The sequence below is a fragment of the Pseudoxanthomonas suwonensis genome, assembly GCF_000972865.1.
GTDB classification, from domain to species: Bacteria; Pseudomonadota; Gammaproteobacteria; order Xanthomonadales; family Xanthomonadaceae; genus Pseudoxanthomonas; species Pseudoxanthomonas suwonensis_B.
In genome coordinates, this window is sequence record NZ_CP011144.1 from 1,813,585 (window position 1) to 1,829,207 (window position 15,623).

Genomic DNA, 15,623 nt, shown 5'->3' on the forward strand with positions numbered 1-15,623 from the left:
GGCGCTGTGGCATCGGCGACACTGCGCGCATGGACTCCCTCGACGCATCCGGCAACCGCCGCCTCGGCACCGCCATCCTCTGCCTGCTCGTCCTGTTCTGCCTCGCCGCGCTGGGCGTGCAGGCCTCGCGTCCGGAATACGACTGGTGGCAGGCGCCGCTGAGCTTCTACCTGGCCGGACCGAACAGCACCTGGCTGCGGCTGGGGTACTACGGGCTGGCCGGCGGCTCGGTGCTGCTGGCGATCGGCCTGTACCGCACGCTCGCGCCGGCGGCGCGCTACGCACTGGTCCCGGCGCTGCTGGTGGCCGGCGGCGCGGCGCTGGCGGTGACCGCGACCTGGCCCGGGGCCAGCCCGGGCCATCCGGTGAGCGACCTCGGCGCGCTGGTGCACGGCCTCTCGGCGATCGGCGCCTTCCTGTTCGTCGGTACCGCGATGCTGCTGCAGTCGGCGGCGCTGCACCGCGATCCGCACTGGCGGCCGCTGGCGGCGTGGCTGCTGGCGCTGGCCACGCTAGCGTTCGGCGGCCTGTGGCTGCATGCGCTGTGGAAGGCGCTGCCGCGTGGCGGTTCGCAGAAAGCGGTGATCGCCCTGTACCTGCTGTGGCTGGGGACGGCAGCGTGGCGGCTGCGCTCGACACCGGCAGCGATGGCCGCCGAAGGCGGCGCGACGGGCCTGGAGGGTTCGCCCACCTAGTCCGCCGCGCCAGCGCGCGGCGCGGCCGGATGCAGTGCCAACAGTCGCGGCAGGGCATCGGCCGCGTTCGCGCGCCAGGCATGGTCGACCGTGTCCGACAGCGCGGTCGGCTCGGGATTGATCTCCACCACCATTGCACCGTTGCGCCGGGCCAGCGCCGGCAACCCCGCCGCCGGATGGACCAGCCCGGAGGTGCCGACCACCAGCATCAGCGCACAACCGGTCGCGCACCCGACCGCGATCCGCCACGCTGCTTCGGGCAGCGCCTCGCCGAACCAGACCACCCCGGGCCGGACGCCGCCGCCGCAGGCCACGCACGCCGGCGGCGCGATCCGCTCCAGCCCGGGCTCGTAGTCCGGCAGCGGTCGGTCGTACGCCTGGCCGCAGTCAAAGCAGCGCAGGGCGAACAGGCTGCCGTGCACGTGCGCCTGCACTTCGCTGCCGGCGCGCTCGTGCAAATCGTCCACGTTCTGGGTGACCAGCGACAGCGCCTGGCCATGGCAGCGGCCCAATTCGGCCAGGGCGAAGTGGCCGGCATGCGGCCGGGCCTGGCCGACTAGGTGCATGCGCCAGCGGTACCAGGCCCAGACCAGCGCCGGATCCCGGCGCCAGGCGTCCGCGGTCGCCAGCACCCGCGGGTCGAAACGCGACCACAGGCTGTCGCCGCCGCCGCGGAAGGTCGGCACGCCACTCTCAGCCGACATGCCCGCGCCGGTCAGCACGCAGACCCGCGCCGCGGCGGCGAACGCGGCGCGGCAGGCGGCAGCGATGGCGGCGGGCACGGCGGCATCCATGTCCGCACCCTGCCATACCGGCCATCCGCATGCGATGGCCTTCCAGGGGCCGCTGCTATCCTCGCCCGCGCACCCGAGGGAGGAACCGCATGCGCATCATCGCCATCCTGCTGGCGCTGCTCGGCCTGGGCGCCGCCTCCGTGGCGCAGTCCAAGGACTTCCTGCGTGCCGAAGGCCGCCACATCGTCGACGAGGGCGGCCGGCCGGTGATCCTGCGCGGCATGGGCCTGGGCGGCTGGATGCTGCAGGAAGGCTACATGCTCGACCTCGAAGGCACCGGCACCCAGCGCAGCATCCATGCGCGCATCGTTGATCTCATCGGCGAGGAACAGGCCGAGACCTTCTACCAGGCCTGGCGCGACAACCACACCACCAAGGCCGACATCGACGCGCTGGCGCGCTGGGGCTTCAACTCGGTGCGCCTGCCGATGCACTACGCGCTGTACACCCTGCCGGTGGAACAGGAACCGGTGCCCGGAGAACAGACCTGGCTGGAGGAAGGCTTCCGCCGCACCGACGAGCTGCTGGCCTGGGCCAAGGCCAACGACCTGTACCTGGTCCTGGACCTGCACGCCGCGCCCGGCGGCCAGGGCAACGACATCAACATCGCCGACCGCGATCCTGACGCGCCGTCGCTGTGGGACGACCGCCGCCACCAGGACAAGATGGTCGCGCTGTGGCGCCGGCTCGCCGAGCGCTATCGGGACGAGCCGTACGTCGCCGCCTATGACATCATCAACGAGCCCAACTGGGGCTTCGCCTCGAGCGACGACAGGAATGGTTGCGAGGAGCAAGGCAACGCACCGCTGCGCGAACTGCTGGTGCGCACCACTGCGGCGATCCGCGAAGTGGACCGGCGCCACATGATCGTCATCGCCGGCAATTGCTGGGGCAACAACTATCGGGGCGTGCTTGATGGCGGTCCCTGGGACGACAACCTGGTCATCAGCTTCCACAAGTACTGGAACCATACCGACCGCGACAGCATCGCCGGCATGCTGGAACTGCGCGAGAAGCATGGCATGCCACTGTGGCTTGGCGAGACCGGCGAGAACTCCAACGACTGGTTCGCCCGCACAGTGGCCCTGGCCGAGGGCGAGGGCATCGGCTGGGCATGGTGGCCGCTGAAGAAGCTGCGCTACAACAACCCGCTGCAGATCGTGGCCAACGACGGCTACCGCCAGGTGCTGGCGTACTGGAACGGCAAGGGCCCGCAGCCCTCGCGCGAGGAGGCGGAGGCCGGGCTGATGCAACTGGCCCGCCACGACGTGCGCCACGAGAACAACCGCTTCCACCCGGACGTGGTCGATGCGCTGATCCGCGCGCCGCATTCAGACCGGTCGCTGCCGTTCCGCGAACACACCATCGGCGCCGACGGCGGCCGCATCGCCGCGGTCGACTTCGACATGGGCCGCGACGGCGTCGCCTACCGCGACCGCACTCCGGCCAACCACCACATCTCCGAAGGCGGCGAGCGGGTGGTCTGGAACCCGGCCATGGCCTACCGCAACGATGGCGTCGACCTGGCCCGCGGCGCCGATGGCCGCTTCCACGTGAGCGGCCTGGAGGCGGGCGAGTGGCTGAAGTACACCTTCGACGCGGCGCAGGCCGGCCGTTTCGACCTGCGCCTGCACACGCGCGGTCGCGGCCGTGTCTCGCTGCTGCTCAACGGCGAGCCGGTGCCGGCGCGCGCGACGACCAGGGCGGGCACCGTCTTCCCCGGCCTGGCGCTGCAACCGGGGCGCAACACACTGGTGGTCCACGCCGAGGCCGGGCCGTTCGACCTGGAAGCGCTGGAGTTCCACCGCTGACACCCGGGGCCGGTGCAGCAGAACGGGCAGCCGGTATTCCGGCTCCAATGCCCGCCAGATGCGTCATCGCATCAAGCGCCGTCGTCAGGCACCTAATCGGGATCGGCCACCAGGTGGCGTGGAAGGTCGATCGTGAACACGCAACCGGAACCGGGGATGCTGCGGACGCTGAGCAGCCCGTGGTTGGCCTCGACGCTGCGGCGCGATATGGACAGTCCCAGACCCAGTCCGCTGCGGTCTTCGCCCTCCTGCACGAAGGGCAGGAACATCGTGTCGGCGGCACCGGCCGCGAGTCCGCCGCAGCGGTCCTCCACATCGATCAGGATGCGGTCGGCCACGGCATAGGCGTTCAGTGCGATCTCGCTGCGCGGCCGCGAGAACTTGAACGCATTCTGCAGCAGGTTGCCGGTCGCCGAGAGCAGCAGGTCCCGGTCCACATCGATGGCCAGCAGCGGGTCGACTTCGGACACCTTGAGCACGCAGCCCTTGACGTCCGCTTCCAGGGTGGCGGAGAGCTTGATCTCGGCGATGAAGTCCGCGAGCGAGTACAGCCGGTTCTGCACCGGGATGCCCGCGGTCATGCGGACCTCGGCCAGCGAGCGGTCTATCAGGTTGCCCAGCCCGACCAGGGCGCGATCGAGCACACCGCCGGTGGCGCCGGACAGGCCGACCTTGCCCTGCTTGATGATGGAAAGGGCGAGCGTTGCGGTGCAGAGCTGGTTCCTCAGTTCGTGGGCGAAGAATCCCAGTCGTTCGTTCAGCTCCATGGCCTGCCGTTCGGCCAGTGCGACGTCGTGCTGGTAGCCGAACTCGGTGACGGCATTGGCGATGGCATTGTCCAGGCACCGGTTGAGCGTCCTGAACTCGTCGATCCCGATGGTTTCCCCGCGCTCGAAGGCCAGGTCCGAGATCGCCTGGCACAGGTCGCCGTAGTCGTGGACCACCTCGTCGAGGGTGAAACCGTGCTGCAGCAGTTCCTTGCCGTGCAGCGCGGCCGACTCGCCGATCTCGGACAGTTCCGGCTTTCCTCCGCCGGTCGGGCCGGATACCTTGCGGCTGCGCATCGGTTCGGAGGTCTGCTCGACCTGCAGCGTCTTGATGAGCTGGTCGAGAAAGACGCTCACGCCGAAATCCAGTTCGTCGCCCGGCGTGCCGGAAGCCGACCGCTGGGCCACCTTGCTGCGGCACCGGGCGATCAATTCGGCGCGGTTGTCGGTGAGGAACTGGTGCATCATCTCCCCACCATACGCGGCTTGTGTTCCCGCGCGCGGGCCTGGACCGGAAATGGCTACCGTCCGTCGGCCGGGCGCGCCGCCGCAGGCTGAACAGGTCAGATCCTGGTCGTGCGGTCTGGCATGCGCGGGGCATGCCGGCGCCGCTCCGGCACTGCGTCCGAAGACGCTCCCGTGGTGGCAAGGCCCTGCGTGGGGGGCCGGCGTATGCTCAGCCGCGGTGCGCGCGCGCCAGGTACTCGGCGCTCTGCATCTCGATCAGGCGCGAGGCGGTGCGTTCGAACGCGCCGGCCAGGCGGCTGCCGCTGTACAGCGCCACCGGCGCGGCGGCCGCGGTGCAGACCAGGGTCACCTGGCGGTCGTAGAGCTCGTCGACCAGGTTGACGAAGCGGCGCGCGGCGTCCTCGTTGGCGGCGTCAAACGCCGGGATGCCACCGAGCAGCACGATCTGGAACTCGCGCGCGATCTCGATGTAGTCGGTGGTCGAGCGCGGGCCCTCGCACAGCTCGGCGAAGTCGAACCAGGCCACGCCGTGGCCGCGGCCGCGCACCGCGATCCGCCGCCCCTCGATCTGGATGCTGCCGTTGCGCGCCGGCGCGCCGGCCGCCAGCGCCTGCCAGCGCTCGGCCAGCCAGGCGTCGCCGTGTCCGTCCAGCGGCTGCCGGTATACCGGTGAACGGGTCAGCGCGCGCAGGCGGTAGTCCTCGCGGCCGTCGGCAGCCAGCTCCACGCAGTGCTCGCGCAGCTGCGCGATCGCCGGCAGGAAGCGCTCGCGCTGCAGGCCGTCCTTGTACAGGTTCTGCGGCGCGGTGTTGGAGGTGGTCACCAGGGTCACGCCCTCGGCGAACAGCCGCTCCAGCAGGCGCCCGAGCAGCATCGCGTCACCGATGTCGGTGACGAAGAACTCGTCCAGGACGAGCACGCGCAGCCCGTCGCGCCACTGCCGCGCGATCCTGGCCAGCGGATCGGCCTGGCCGGCGTGCTCGCGCAGCTGTTCGTGCACGCCGCGCATGAAGCGGTGGAAGTGGGTACGCCGCTTCTGCTCCAGCGGCAGGCCGTCGTAGAACAGGTCGACCAGGAACGTCTTGCCGCGGCCGACGCCACCCCACAGGTACAGGCCCTTTACCGGCGCCGGGCGCCCGCCCAGGCCCAGCTTCGCCCGCCATCCGGTGGGCGTGCTCGCCAGCAGTTCGCGCTGGATCCGGTCCAGCTCGCGCAGCGCCGGGTGCTGCGCCGGGTCGTCGCGCCAGCGCCCGGCCGCCGCGCCCTCGGCGTAGGCCTGCGAAGGCGTCCGCACCATCGCCGCATCGCTCATGCCGGCGGCAGCCAGGCCTTGACCTCGTGCTGGATCGCGCCGCGCAGGTCGATCAGCTTGCGGTGGAAGAAGTGGCTGGTGTCGACCATGCGCACCAGCTGCGGCTTGCGCGGCAGCGAGTCGATCCAGTCGTAGACCGCCTGCGGATCGACGATCTCGTCGGCGTCGCCCTGCACCACCAGCCACGGCACCTCGGGTATCTCCAGCGGCCCGAAATCCCAGCCGCGGCCGCTGGCCGGTGGCGCGACCGATATCAGCGCGTCGGGCTGCAGTTCGGCCGCCGCCGACAGGCTGACATAGGCGCCGAAGCTGAAGCCGGCCAGCCACAGCGCATCGTCCGGGCGCGCGGCGCGGACCCAGCTCACCACCGTGCGCAGGTCCTCGCGCTCGCCATTGCCATGGTCGAACTCGCCGGCCGACTGGCCGGTGCCGCGGAAGTTGAAGCGGACGGTGGTCGCGCCGAGCTCGCGCAGCGCGCGCGCCACCATGGTCACGACCTTGTTGTGCATGGTGCCGCCTTCGGTCGGCAGCGGATGGCAGACCACCGCGACCAGCGGGCGCGCCTCGACCGGCTCGGGATAGTCGACGGCGACCTCGAGGGCGCCGGCCGGGCCGTTGAGCAGCAGTGTTTCGGAGGCGACGGGGAAGACGGGCTGGACCATGGCGGCATGATACAGGTGGGGCGTTGGGGGGCTGGCCGGTGCGTGGTGTGGGACGCATCCGAAGGGCCACGCCGTTTTTCGAGGGCGGGGTTCGGCCGGCTACATGCCATCTCGGCGCAGGCGACTTCTTCGTGGTTCCGACGCCCCTGTCGCCGGCTGAACCCGGCTCCTACAGAAGAGCCGGGCGACGTGGCTGTTGTAGGAGCTGGCTTCAGCCGGCGACACGACGTGCCGGCACAGGCGACGCCCTCATGGTTCCGACGCCCCTGTCGCCGGCTGAACCCGGCTCCTACAGAAAAGCGGGGCGACGTGGCTGTTGTAGGAGCTGGCTTCAGCCGGCGACACGACGTGCCGGCACAGGCGACGCCCTCATTCTCCCGACGCCCGTGTCGCCGGCTGAAGCCGGCTCCTACACAATGGCGGCCTTTTCCGCGGCGGCGATCCCGAATGCACTTCATCCTGCTCAGCGTGGCCTGCAGCGTGCTGGTCTCGGTGCTGCTCAAGCTGGCACCGCGGCGCGGCTGGGACGTGGCGCAGATGGTGACCTGGAATTACCTGGCCGCGGCCCTGCTCTGCGCCTGGCTGCTGCAGCCGCCGGCGGCCGCGCTGAGCCAGCCCGGCGCGCCCTGGGCCGAGCTGCTGGCGCTGGCATTCGTGTTGCCGACGCTGTTCCTGGTGCTGGCCGCCGCCGTGCGCCACGCCGGCATCGTCCGCACCGACATCGCCCAGCGGCTGTCGCTGCTGCTGTCGCTGGCGGCCGCGTTCCTGTTCTTCGGCGAGCGCGCCGGCACGATGAAGCTGGCCGGGCTGGCGCTGGGCCTGGTCGCCGTGGTCGGCATCCTCGCCCGCCCGGTGCAGGGCCAGGCTGACCGGCGCGGCTGGCTCCTGCTGCTGGCGGTGTGGGCCGGTTTCGCCCTGGTAGACGTGATGCTCAAGCGCCTGGCGCTGTCGGGAACGCCGGCCACGGCGGCGCTGCTGGTGGCGTTCGTGCTGGCCTTCGCCGGCATGCTCGCCTGGCAGGGCTGGCGGCGGATCCGCCACGGCGTGCGTCCGGGCCTGCGCCACATCGGCGCCGGGCTGCTGCTGGGCGTGCTCAACTTCGGCAACATCGTGTTCTACGTGCGTGCGCACCAGGCGCTGCCGGACAGCCCGGCGGTGGTGTTCGCGACGATGAACATCGGCGTGGTGCTGCTGGGCACGGCGGTCGGGGTACTGGGCTTCGGTGAGCGGACCTCGCGGCTGAACCGGGTGGCGATCGTGCTGGCGGTGGTGGCGATCAGCCTGATTGCCCTCGCTCCGCGCTGACCCGTTTTTGTGCAGGAGCGGGCATGACCGCGACACGACGACCTCGGCACAGGCGACGACCTCGTGATGCCGACGCCCGTGTCGCGGTCATGCCCGCTCCTACACACGCCGCAGGAGAAACGCGGCAGGCTGCCGTTCGGCCAGGCGGCACAATAGAATGAAGGCATGAACACCCCGCACGACTCCAGCCTCGGCCGCGAGGTCGCCTACCCGACCCGCTACGACCCCTCGCTGCTGTTCCCGATCCCGCGCGCCGCCGGGCGCGCCGAGCTGGGGCTGGCCGCCGGCGCGACGCCGCCCTTCGTCGGCCACGACCGCTGGCACGCCTACGAGCTGTCCTGGCTGGACGCGCGCGGCAAGCCGCAGGTGTCGACCGCCACCCTGCAGGTGCCCTGCGACTCGCCGAACCTGGTCGAGTCCAAGTCGCTCAAGCTCTACCTCAACTCGCTCAATGCCGCGCGCTTCGACGACGCGCAGGCGCTGCACGCGGCGATCGCCGGCGACCTGTCGCGCTGCACCGGTGCCGCGGTGACGGTCGCGGCCGGGCTGCCGCCAATGACTGGCAGCGGCGCCGACGCCGGCAACGACGGCGAGTCGCTCGACGGCATCGAGGCCGACTTCGACGACTACGGTCCGCCCAACGCCGGCTACCTGCGCGCCGACGACGCGGTGCAGGTCGAAGAACACCTGTGCTCGGCCCTGCTCAAGTCCAACTGCCCGGTCACCGGCCAGCCGGACTGGGCCAGTCTGCACCTGCGATACCGCGGCCCGCGCATCGACCGCACCGGGCTGCTGCGCTACCTGGTGAGCTTCCGCGAGCACGCCGGCTTCCACGAGCAGTGCGTGGAGCGGATATTCATCGACCTGCTGCGCCAGTGCCGCCCGGCCGCGCTGTCGGTCGAAGCGCGCTACACCCGCCGCGGCGGACTGGACATCAATCCCTGGCGCGCCACCGCCGGCATGCCCGCACCTCCCGCATTGCGTGACCTGCGTCAATAACACCGCTCAGGACGCCACCCGGACCAATAAACACTTCACGAGCTCCAGATGCTTTATTAACAGGGGCTGTGAGACCGTGGCCGCGCATTCCGCATTCCCACAGGTCCATGCACATGAGCAGCGGGAACAAGCCGGACTTCTCCAACGTGCAGGGCGGCGTCCGCAGCACCGAGGCCGAGCGCCCGGATTTCAGCAACGTGCAGGGTGGGGTCACCTCGACCGAGGAGATCGTCAATCCGCCGGAGCAGACCTACACCGTCGAGAAGGGCGATTCCCTGTCGAAGATCGCCAAGCAGTTCTACGGCAAGGCCAATGCCTGGCCGCAGATCTTCGAGGCCAACCGCGACCAGCTCGATGACCCGGACCGGATCAAGCCCGGCCAGGTGCTGAAGATCCCGCCCGCCAAGACGTGAGGCCACACCGGTCGCCGGACCGAAGCGCCGAACAGAAGAAGCGAACAGAAGAAGCGAACAGAGAAGGATGTCCCGATGAGCCGCACCTGCCTGCTGTACCCGCTCTCCGCCGCACTGGCCACCGCGCTGGTGCTGGCCGCCTGCAAGAAACCCGAACCCATACCGCCACCGGCACCGCTCGCGACCGAGCCCGCCCCGGCTGCGACGACCCTGCCCTCGGCCACCCCGGCCAGCGTGACCGCACTGGAACTGGGCAACAGCGTCGGTGCCGACGAACGCGTCACCGCTCCGGCCACCACCTTCGCGCCCGGGGACACGATCTACGCCTCGGTCACCACCCGCACCGGCGATCCGACCGCCACCGTGCCGGGCCGGCTGTCCGCGAAATGGACGTTCCAGGACGGCCAGACCGTGCACGAGGACGCCCGCGACCTGACCCTCACCGGCGACGGCACCACCACCTTCCAGATCAGCCGGCCCGGCGGATTCCCCGTCGGCCGCTACACGGTCGAAATCTCCCTCGACGGCGCAGTCGTGCAGTCGCGGGAGTTCGAGGTGAAGTAGCAGCAAACTCTCTCTCCTGTCTCTCTCCCAGCAGGGTGAGCAAGCTTGGGCGCGGTGCGAACCGCGCCCGTTTTTTTGGGTTCTTCTCCCAAACAAGGGCGTCTACTTTGGTGTGGGCGTTGCTACACCTCTGGCGCAGAAAAGCGTTGACTTTGGTCGGGACCCTGCGGCGAAAGGGAGCGAGCAAGGCCTGTGGTGGCACTGCCTTCTGTAGGAGCCCAGCTTGCTGGCGACACGGGCGTCGGAACCATGAGGGCGTCGCCTGGGCCGAGGTCGTCGCGTCGCCGGCTGAACCCGGCTCCTACAACAGCCGCAGCGCGGCCGCTCTTCCGCTCTTCTGTAGGAGCCGACTTCAGTCGGCGACACGGGCGTCGGGATCACGAGGACGTCGCCTGTGCCGATGGCGCCGGGTCGCGGGCAAGCCCGGCTCCTACAGAACAGCGCAGCAGAAAAGTGCAGGCATGTTGCTTGGGGTACGCCGGAACGGAGCCACGAGCCCGACGTTCCCGAAGACGTGGCGGTGCGGGTGTGTTGCGGCAGCGGCCAGGGATGGCCGCGTCGGCGAGTCGGCACAGGGATGTGCCGTCGAGACGACCGCAACACACCCGCACTGCCGTGGCTCAGCCCGAAGCCGGCCACCCCAGGCGCTCTTGCGGTTGTGGTTGCGGTTGCTTACCCCACGGCCCGTTCCCCCGACTGGGCCAAGAACCTTTTTTGCGCCGCCGGCTTGATTCCCCCGCTCGCGGCCGCCATGGATCAGAATCGACCCATGGAGGCCGCATGTCCCCCGACCTGACCCCCGCCGAGCGCGACCGCCGCCGGCTGATGCTGGCCTTCAACCTCAGCCTGGCCTTCGTGGCGCTGCTGCTGGTCATGTTCGTCCTGCAGCCGCGCCTGCCGGTGTCGGCGATGGCAGTCTCGCCGCGCGACCCGTCCTCGCTGCTGGGCCTGCTGACCGCGCCGCTGCTGCACGGTTCGGTGGCGCACCTGGCCGCCAACGCCACCGCGCTGCTGATCCTGGGCTCGCTGGCCGGCAGCGTGTATCCGCGCGCCACCGTGCGGGCGCTGCCGCTGATGTGGCTGGGCTCGGGCCTGGGCGCGTGGCTGCTGGGCGAGGAAGGCACCCGCCATCTCGGCGCCAGCGGCGTGACCCACGGCCTGATGTTCCTGGTGACCACGCTGGGCCTGCTGCGCCGCGACCGCGCTTCGATCGCCACCGGCATGATCGCGCTGTTCTTCTACGGCGGCTCGGTGCTGACCGTGCTGCCGCATGGCGACGGCATCTCCTGGCAGTCGCACCTGGGTGGCGCGCTCGGCGGCGTGCTGGCCGGCATCCTGTTCCGGCGGCTGGATCCGATGGCGCCGCGCAAGCGCTACAGCTGGGAGATCGAGGAAGAGCGGGAACGCGACGCCGAACGCAACGAACTGGAGCCGCCGCCGCCGGCCGACGTGCCGGTGCTGTGGGAACGTCCCGGCGACTGGGTGCGTGGCAAGGTGCTGCGCTTCCCGCCACGGCCACCGCGGACGCCACCGGACTGAGGACGCGGCGCGCGTTCGCGCGGGCACGACAGCAGACAGATATTGACCTGGCCGGCAGTCCGCACCGCCATGCCGCGACTTGCCCCTGGCGCGGATGGACGGCGTCGAAGGACATCGCCCGCGCCATGCACGTGCGCGCGCCACCGTTGCGGCTTCCACCGGCACCGCGGCGCTTATAGTGGCGGCCTCGCAAACCACGGGGACACGGCATGGCACCGACGCACCGCTCCTTCGCTGCGCGCCTGCGGCACCTCCTGTTCATCCTGGCCGCGCTGCTTCCGGCGACGGTCCCGGCCACGGCAGCGGACGGCGAGCGGCTGAAAGTGATCGGCTACGTGATGGACGGCCCGACCCTGCCGCCGATCAGCGCGCACAAGCTCGATGCGATCAACTTCGCCTTCGCCCTGGTCGATCCGCAGGGCGAGGTCTACCTGCCGGGCGCCACCGCGGCCGCTTCGCTCGCCGGCCTGACCGCACTGCGCCGCGAGAACCCGGGCCTCAAGGTGCTGGTCTCGATCGGCGGCTGGGGCGCCGACCACTTCTCCGAGGCGGCGCTGACGCCCGAAGCGCGCGCGCGCTTCGCCGACAGCGCGGTGCGGCTGTTGCGCGAGCACGGCCTGGACGGCATCGACATCGACTGGGAATACCCGACCCTGCCCGGGCCCGGCATCAGCCACCGCCCCGAGGACCGGGAGAACTTCAGCCTGATGCTGGACGACGTGCGCGCGCGGCTGGATGCGCTGGGCCGCGAGCATGGCCGCCACTACCTGCTGACGATCGCCGCCGCCGACGGCGAGGCGGCGCGCGGGCTGGAGCTGGCACGGATCGCGGGCGTGCTCGACTGGATCAACCTGATGACCTACGACTTCTACGGCAGCCTCGGCCCGACCACCGGCCACCACGCCGCGCTGGACCGCTCGCTGCTGGCGCCGGCCGACGGCCGCACCACGGTGCAGGCGGTGGACGAGTTCCTCGCCGCCGGCGTACCGCCGGGCAAGCTCAACGTCGGCGTGGCGTTCTACGGGCGCGAGTTCGCCGAGGTCGAGCCGGCGCACCGGGGCGTGCACCAGCCGTACGGCCGCTACGTCGATGCGCTGCCCTGGCGCGAACTGCGCGGCCTGGACGGGCGCGACGGCTACGTCCGCCACTGGGACGCCGAAGCGCAGGCGCCCTACCTGTGGAACGCGGACAGCCGCCGGTTCGTCACCTACGACGACCCGCAGTCGCTGGCGGCCAAGGCCGCGTTCGTGCGCGAGCGCGGGCTCGGCGGGATGATGTACTGGGAGCACCGGCACGACGCCGGCGACGAACTGCTGGACGCGCTGCGCACCGGACTGGACGCCGCGCCCGCCACGCCCACCCGGGAGGCTTCGCGATGACCGGCCACCTTCCATCGTCGACCGGCACGTGGCGGATGCCGTTGCGCCTGCTGGCGCCGGCCGGCGTGCTGCTGCTGGTCGCCTGCACCAGCGCTCCGCCACCGGCCGCAACGGCGGTCGCGGCGCCGGAACAGCCGGTGCCGGAAATCCGCCCGGGCAGGCTCGCCGGCTACCTGGCCGCGGCCGCGATTCCCGACAGCCTGGTGCTGGTGCCCGCCCCGCCGGCCGCCGGCAGCGCCACCCTGGCGCAGGACCATGCGGTGATGCGCGCCGCCCTGGCACTGCGCGGCACGCCGCGGTTCGAGCAGGCCATCCGCGATGCGGACCTGGACTTCCCGTTCGCCGCCGGCAGCTTCGCCTGCGCGCTCGGCGTGGGCATCGATGCACAGCGCACGCCGGCCACCTACCGGCTGCTGCGGCGCACGCTGGCCGATGCGGCCGTCTCCACCCGCACGGCCAAGGAGCAGTACCAGCGCCCGCGTCCCTTCGTCGAGAACGGCGAACCGACCTGCACGCCGGAGGACGAGCAGGCGCTGCGCGGCAACGGCTCCTATCCCTCCGGGCACACCGCGATCGGCTGGGCCTGGGCGCTGGTGCTGGCACAGGCGGTGCCGGAGCGCACCGATGCGCTGCTGGCGCGCGGCCGCAGCTTCGGCGACAGCCGGCTGGTGTGCAACGTGCACTGGCAGAGCGACGTGCTGCAGGGCCGGTTCATGGGCTCGGGCACGGTGGCGCGGCTGCAGTCCGATCCGGCGTTCCGCGCCGACGTGGCCGCGGCGACCGTCGAACTGGCCGCCGCGCGCGAACAGGGGCTGGCGCCGGACCGCGATTGCGCCGCGGAAGCGGTGGCGCTGGCGGAGCCGTTGCCGGGTGCGCTCTGAATCGTGGCCGAAAAGCCACGATGCAGTACCTGCAGGGGCACAGCTTGTTGACGGCACGGGCATCGGAATCACGGGGGCGACGCCTGTGCCGGCGGCGTCGGGTCGCCGGCTGAACCCGGCTCCTACAACAGCTACGACGCGGCCGCTCTTCTGTAGGAGCTGACTTCAGTCGGCGACACGGGCGTCGGAATCACAGGAGCGTCGCCTGGGCCGACGGCGTCGGGTCGCCGGCTGAAGCCAGCTCCTACACAGCTACGACGCAGCCGCTTTTCTGTAGGAGCTGACTTCAGTCGGCGACACGGGCGCTGGAATCATGAGGGCGTCGCCTGGGCCAACGGCGTCGCGTCGCCGGCTGAACCCGGCTCCTACAACAGCAGCGGCGCGGCCGCTCTCCCGTAGGAGCTGACTTCAGTCGGCGACACGGGCGTCGGAACCACGAGGGAAGTCGCCTGGGCCGACGCCCATGCCGCCAGCAGTCCGCCCTTTGCTGCAACCAGCAAAGCCAGCGACGGCAATGCCATAGCCAGGGATCACCCGCCGGATGGGGCCGGCACCCGGCAGTGGCGCTCGAACGCCTCGGTGCTGTTCTCGAATCCCTGCGCCTGCGCCAGTTCCCAGGGCCGCTCGCATTGGCCCGTTCGTTCGCACCAGCGATAGCCGGCCGACGGGATGCAGCCGTGTTCATCGCGGTCGCCGCCAACCAGGGGCGCCGGGGCGGTGATCGGTGCCGGCGGCTCGGCTGCCGGCGGTTCCTGCGGCACGGCACAGCCACCCGCGACCGAAAGCATGCAGGCCGCCATCCAGGCGATCGCTTTTCCGCTTCGCCGTTTCCCGGCGCTGATGATCCCGGCATCGCCGTCCATCGCGGACCTCCTTGGTCAGTCCGATCCGCTCAGCCCTTCGGATCGCGGATGTTGATCGCCCCATAACGCTCGCGCGCGCCGCGGGCGATGCGGCATTCCACCTTCACGTCGCGCCCTTCCACCCGCAGCCGCCCGTCCACGTACAGGGTGCTGCCGCGGTCGTGGTAGGACGCGCTCCACTGGTAGATCTTTTCGCCGCGGCCGACGTAGCGCGCCTCGGTCTCCTGCCGGCACCAGGGCACCAGCTCGCTGGCCTGGTGGATCTCGCGTTCGTACGGGTGGTAGCCGGCAGGGGCGGACGCCTGGGCGGCGGCCAGCAGCACGGCCAAAGTGGCAGGAATCATCGTCTCCTCCTTCGATGCCAGCCCGGATCATATCCGGCGTGCGGGCGCCTCACTGGCCGGACGCGGTGACCGTGCACTGCAGGGTCACCACCACCTGCCCGCCTGCGGGCAGGTCAGGAATGGTAACGCCTGCGCCGACGAGGTCGTTGACCGGCACGGTGGCACCGCCACCCGGGCAACTGGCGCCACCGCTCGCCGAACAGGCAGCCGTGGGACTGGGGGCCGTGCAGTCCAGGCCCGCGCCCGGCGTGTCGCTCAGTTGCACGCCGGTCACGTTCCCGGGGCCGGCGTTGTTCACGGTCAGGGTGTAGCTGACCACCCCGCCGGTGCGCACGGTGCCGGGAGTGGCGGATTTGGCCACCGATACGTCGGCGATGAGCAGGTTGGTGAAGGTGCAGACGATGGCAGCGTCCGGCAGCAGGTTGGCCGGCGCGATGACCAGCGTGTTGCCGGCCAGGGTGCCGAACGAGGCGGGATTGCCGGTGACGGCGGCATTGGTGTCGCTGCAGCTGGCGCCATCGAGTTCGAACACGGGATTGGCCGCCTCGGTGATCGACACCGGCAGCGCCGGGATGGCCACCGTCGAAACCTGGGTCGAGAGCGTCGGCGTGCCCGCGGTGGTGGTGACGATGCTGTCCGCCGCGTCCGACAGGTTGGTCATCGTGTACGCGAAGGTGCCGGTCCCGCCCTGGCTGACCTTCGCCAGCTGCACGGTCTGCGCGCCGGCAACCGGAATGGCACCCAGGGCCAGCGCACACAGGACCGCCACGCCCGGCGGCCACCTGCCGGACACGCGCAAGGGATGCCTGCCGGTCGGGCCAGGGCCG

Annotated in this window: 16 protein-coding genes; 9 read left to right on the forward strand and 7 right to left on the reverse strand. The window is 71.0% G+C overall.

Annotated elements, in window-relative coordinates; all coding sequences use genetic code 11:
• The first annotated feature begins 29 nt into the window (after positions 1–29).
• Positions 30–695, forward strand: coding sequence for a DUF998 domain-containing protein (locus WQ53_RS07635; RefSeq protein ID WP_052631590.1), 666 nt, complete (start codon positions 30–32; stop codon positions 693–695).
• On the opposite strand, the gene WQ53_RS07640 is transcribed toward WQ53_RS07635, so the two are convergent.
• Positions 692–1,477 (reverse strand): SIR2 family NAD-dependent protein deacylase, encoded by a 786-nt coding sequence (locus WQ53_RS07640; RefSeq protein WP_236685924.1) that lies wholly within the window; start codon positions 1,475–1,477, stop codon positions 692–694. The genes WQ53_RS07635 and WQ53_RS07640 overlap by 4 nt on opposite strands.
• A gap of 101 nt (positions 1,478–1,578) precedes the next feature.
• On the opposite strand from WQ53_RS07640, the gene WQ53_RS07645 reads away from it, so the two are divergent.
• Positions 1,579–3,300 (forward strand): cellulase family glycosylhydrolase, encoded by a 1,722-nt coding sequence (locus WQ53_RS07645; protein ID WP_052631592.1) that lies wholly within the window; start codon positions 1,579–1,581, stop codon positions 3,298–3,300.
• Between the two features lie 92 nt (positions 3,301–3,392).
• Here WQ53_RS07645 and WQ53_RS07650 read toward each other — a convergent pair whose 3' ends face one another.
• The 3 genes from WQ53_RS07650 to WQ53_RS07660 all read right to left on the reverse strand — a co-directional run bounded on the left by WQ53_RS07650 (position 3,393) and on the right by WQ53_RS07660 (position 6,509).
• Entirely contained in the window at positions 3,393–4,535 is a 1,143-nt protein-coding gene (locus WQ53_RS07650) for a sensor histidine kinase (protein WP_173427209.1), read from the reverse strand.
• Positions 4,536–4,743: 208 nt separating this feature from the next.
• Positions 4,744–5,847, reverse strand: coding sequence for a cell division protein ZapE (zapE, locus tag WQ53_RS07655; protein ID WP_052631593.1), 1,104 nt, complete (start codon positions 5,845–5,847; stop codon positions 4,744–4,746).
• On the reverse strand, positions 5,844–6,509 hold the full coding sequence (locus tag WQ53_RS07660) for an alpha/beta hydrolase (protein WP_052631594.1): 666 nt from the start codon (positions 6,507–6,509) through the stop codon (positions 5,844–5,846). Before WQ53_RS07660 ends, zapE begins: the two co-directional genes overlap by 4 nt.
• 447 nt (positions 6,510–6,956) lie before the next feature.
• Here WQ53_RS07660 and WQ53_RS07665 point away from each other — a divergent pair, with 447 nt between their 5' ends.
• From WQ53_RS07665 to WQ53_RS07695, 7 genes are all read left to right on the forward strand, one after another.
• Positions 6,957–7,814 (forward strand): EamA family transporter, encoded by an 858-nt coding sequence (locus WQ53_RS07665; protein WP_052631595.1) that lies wholly within the window; start codon positions 6,957–6,959, stop codon positions 7,812–7,814.
• Between the two features lie 165 nt (positions 7,815–7,979).
• Entirely contained in the window at positions 7,980–8,813 is an 834-nt protein-coding gene (gene queF, locus WQ53_RS07670; protein ID WP_052631596.1) for an NADPH-dependent 7-cyano-7-deazaguanine reductase QueF, read from the forward strand.
• Between the two features lie 113 nt (positions 8,814–8,926).
• The gene (locus WQ53_RS07675) at positions 8,927–9,226 is read left to right on the forward strand and encodes a LysM peptidoglycan-binding domain-containing protein (protein ID WP_052631597.1); all 300 of its coding nucleotides are present in this window, start codon (positions 8,927–8,929) and stop codon (positions 9,224–9,226) included.
• Positions 9,227–9,301: 75 nt separating this feature from the next.
• Complete coding sequence (locus tag WQ53_RS07680; RefSeq protein WP_052631598.1) at positions 9,302–9,790, forward strand: hypothetical protein; 489 nt, start codon at positions 9,302–9,304, stop codon at positions 9,788–9,790.
• 780 nt (positions 9,791–10,570) lie between these two features.
• A complete protein-coding gene (locus tag WQ53_RS07685; protein WP_052631599.1) occupies positions 10,571–11,329 on the forward strand; it encodes a rhomboid family intramembrane serine protease in 759 nt (252 codons plus the stop codon).
• Between the two features lie 209 nt (positions 11,330–11,538).
• On the forward strand, positions 11,539–12,708 hold the full coding sequence (locus WQ53_RS07690) for a glycoside hydrolase family 18 protein (RefSeq protein ID WP_052631601.1): 1,170 nt from the start codon (positions 11,539–11,541) through the stop codon (positions 12,706–12,708).
• Positions 12,705–13,589, forward strand: a complete 885-nt coding sequence (locus WQ53_RS07695; protein WP_428992275.1) for an acid phosphatase — start codon at positions 12,705–12,707, stop codon at positions 13,587–13,589. The genes WQ53_RS07690 and WQ53_RS07695 overlap by 4 nt, the downstream gene beginning before the upstream one ends.
• 530 nt (positions 13,590–14,119) lie before the next feature.
• Here WQ53_RS07695 and WQ53_RS07700 read toward each other — a convergent pair.
• Genes WQ53_RS07700 through WQ53_RS07710 form a run of 3 tightly spaced genes read right to left on the reverse strand, consistent with a single transcriptional unit; the run spans position 14,120 to position 15,589 of the window.
• Entirely contained in the window at positions 14,120–14,452 is a 333-nt protein-coding gene (locus tag WQ53_RS07700) for a hypothetical protein (protein WP_052631605.1), read from the reverse strand.
• Positions 14,453–14,481: 29 nt separating this feature from the next.
• Complete coding sequence (locus WQ53_RS07705; RefSeq protein WP_236685925.1) at positions 14,482–14,796, reverse strand: hypothetical protein; 315 nt, start codon at positions 14,794–14,796, stop codon at positions 14,482–14,484.
• A gap of 49 nt (positions 14,797–14,845) precedes the next feature.
• Entirely contained in the window at positions 14,846–15,589 is a 744-nt protein-coding gene (locus WQ53_RS07710) for a prealbumin-like fold domain-containing protein (protein ID WP_158497821.1), read from the reverse strand.
• Positions 15,590–15,623: the final 34 nt, after the last annotated feature.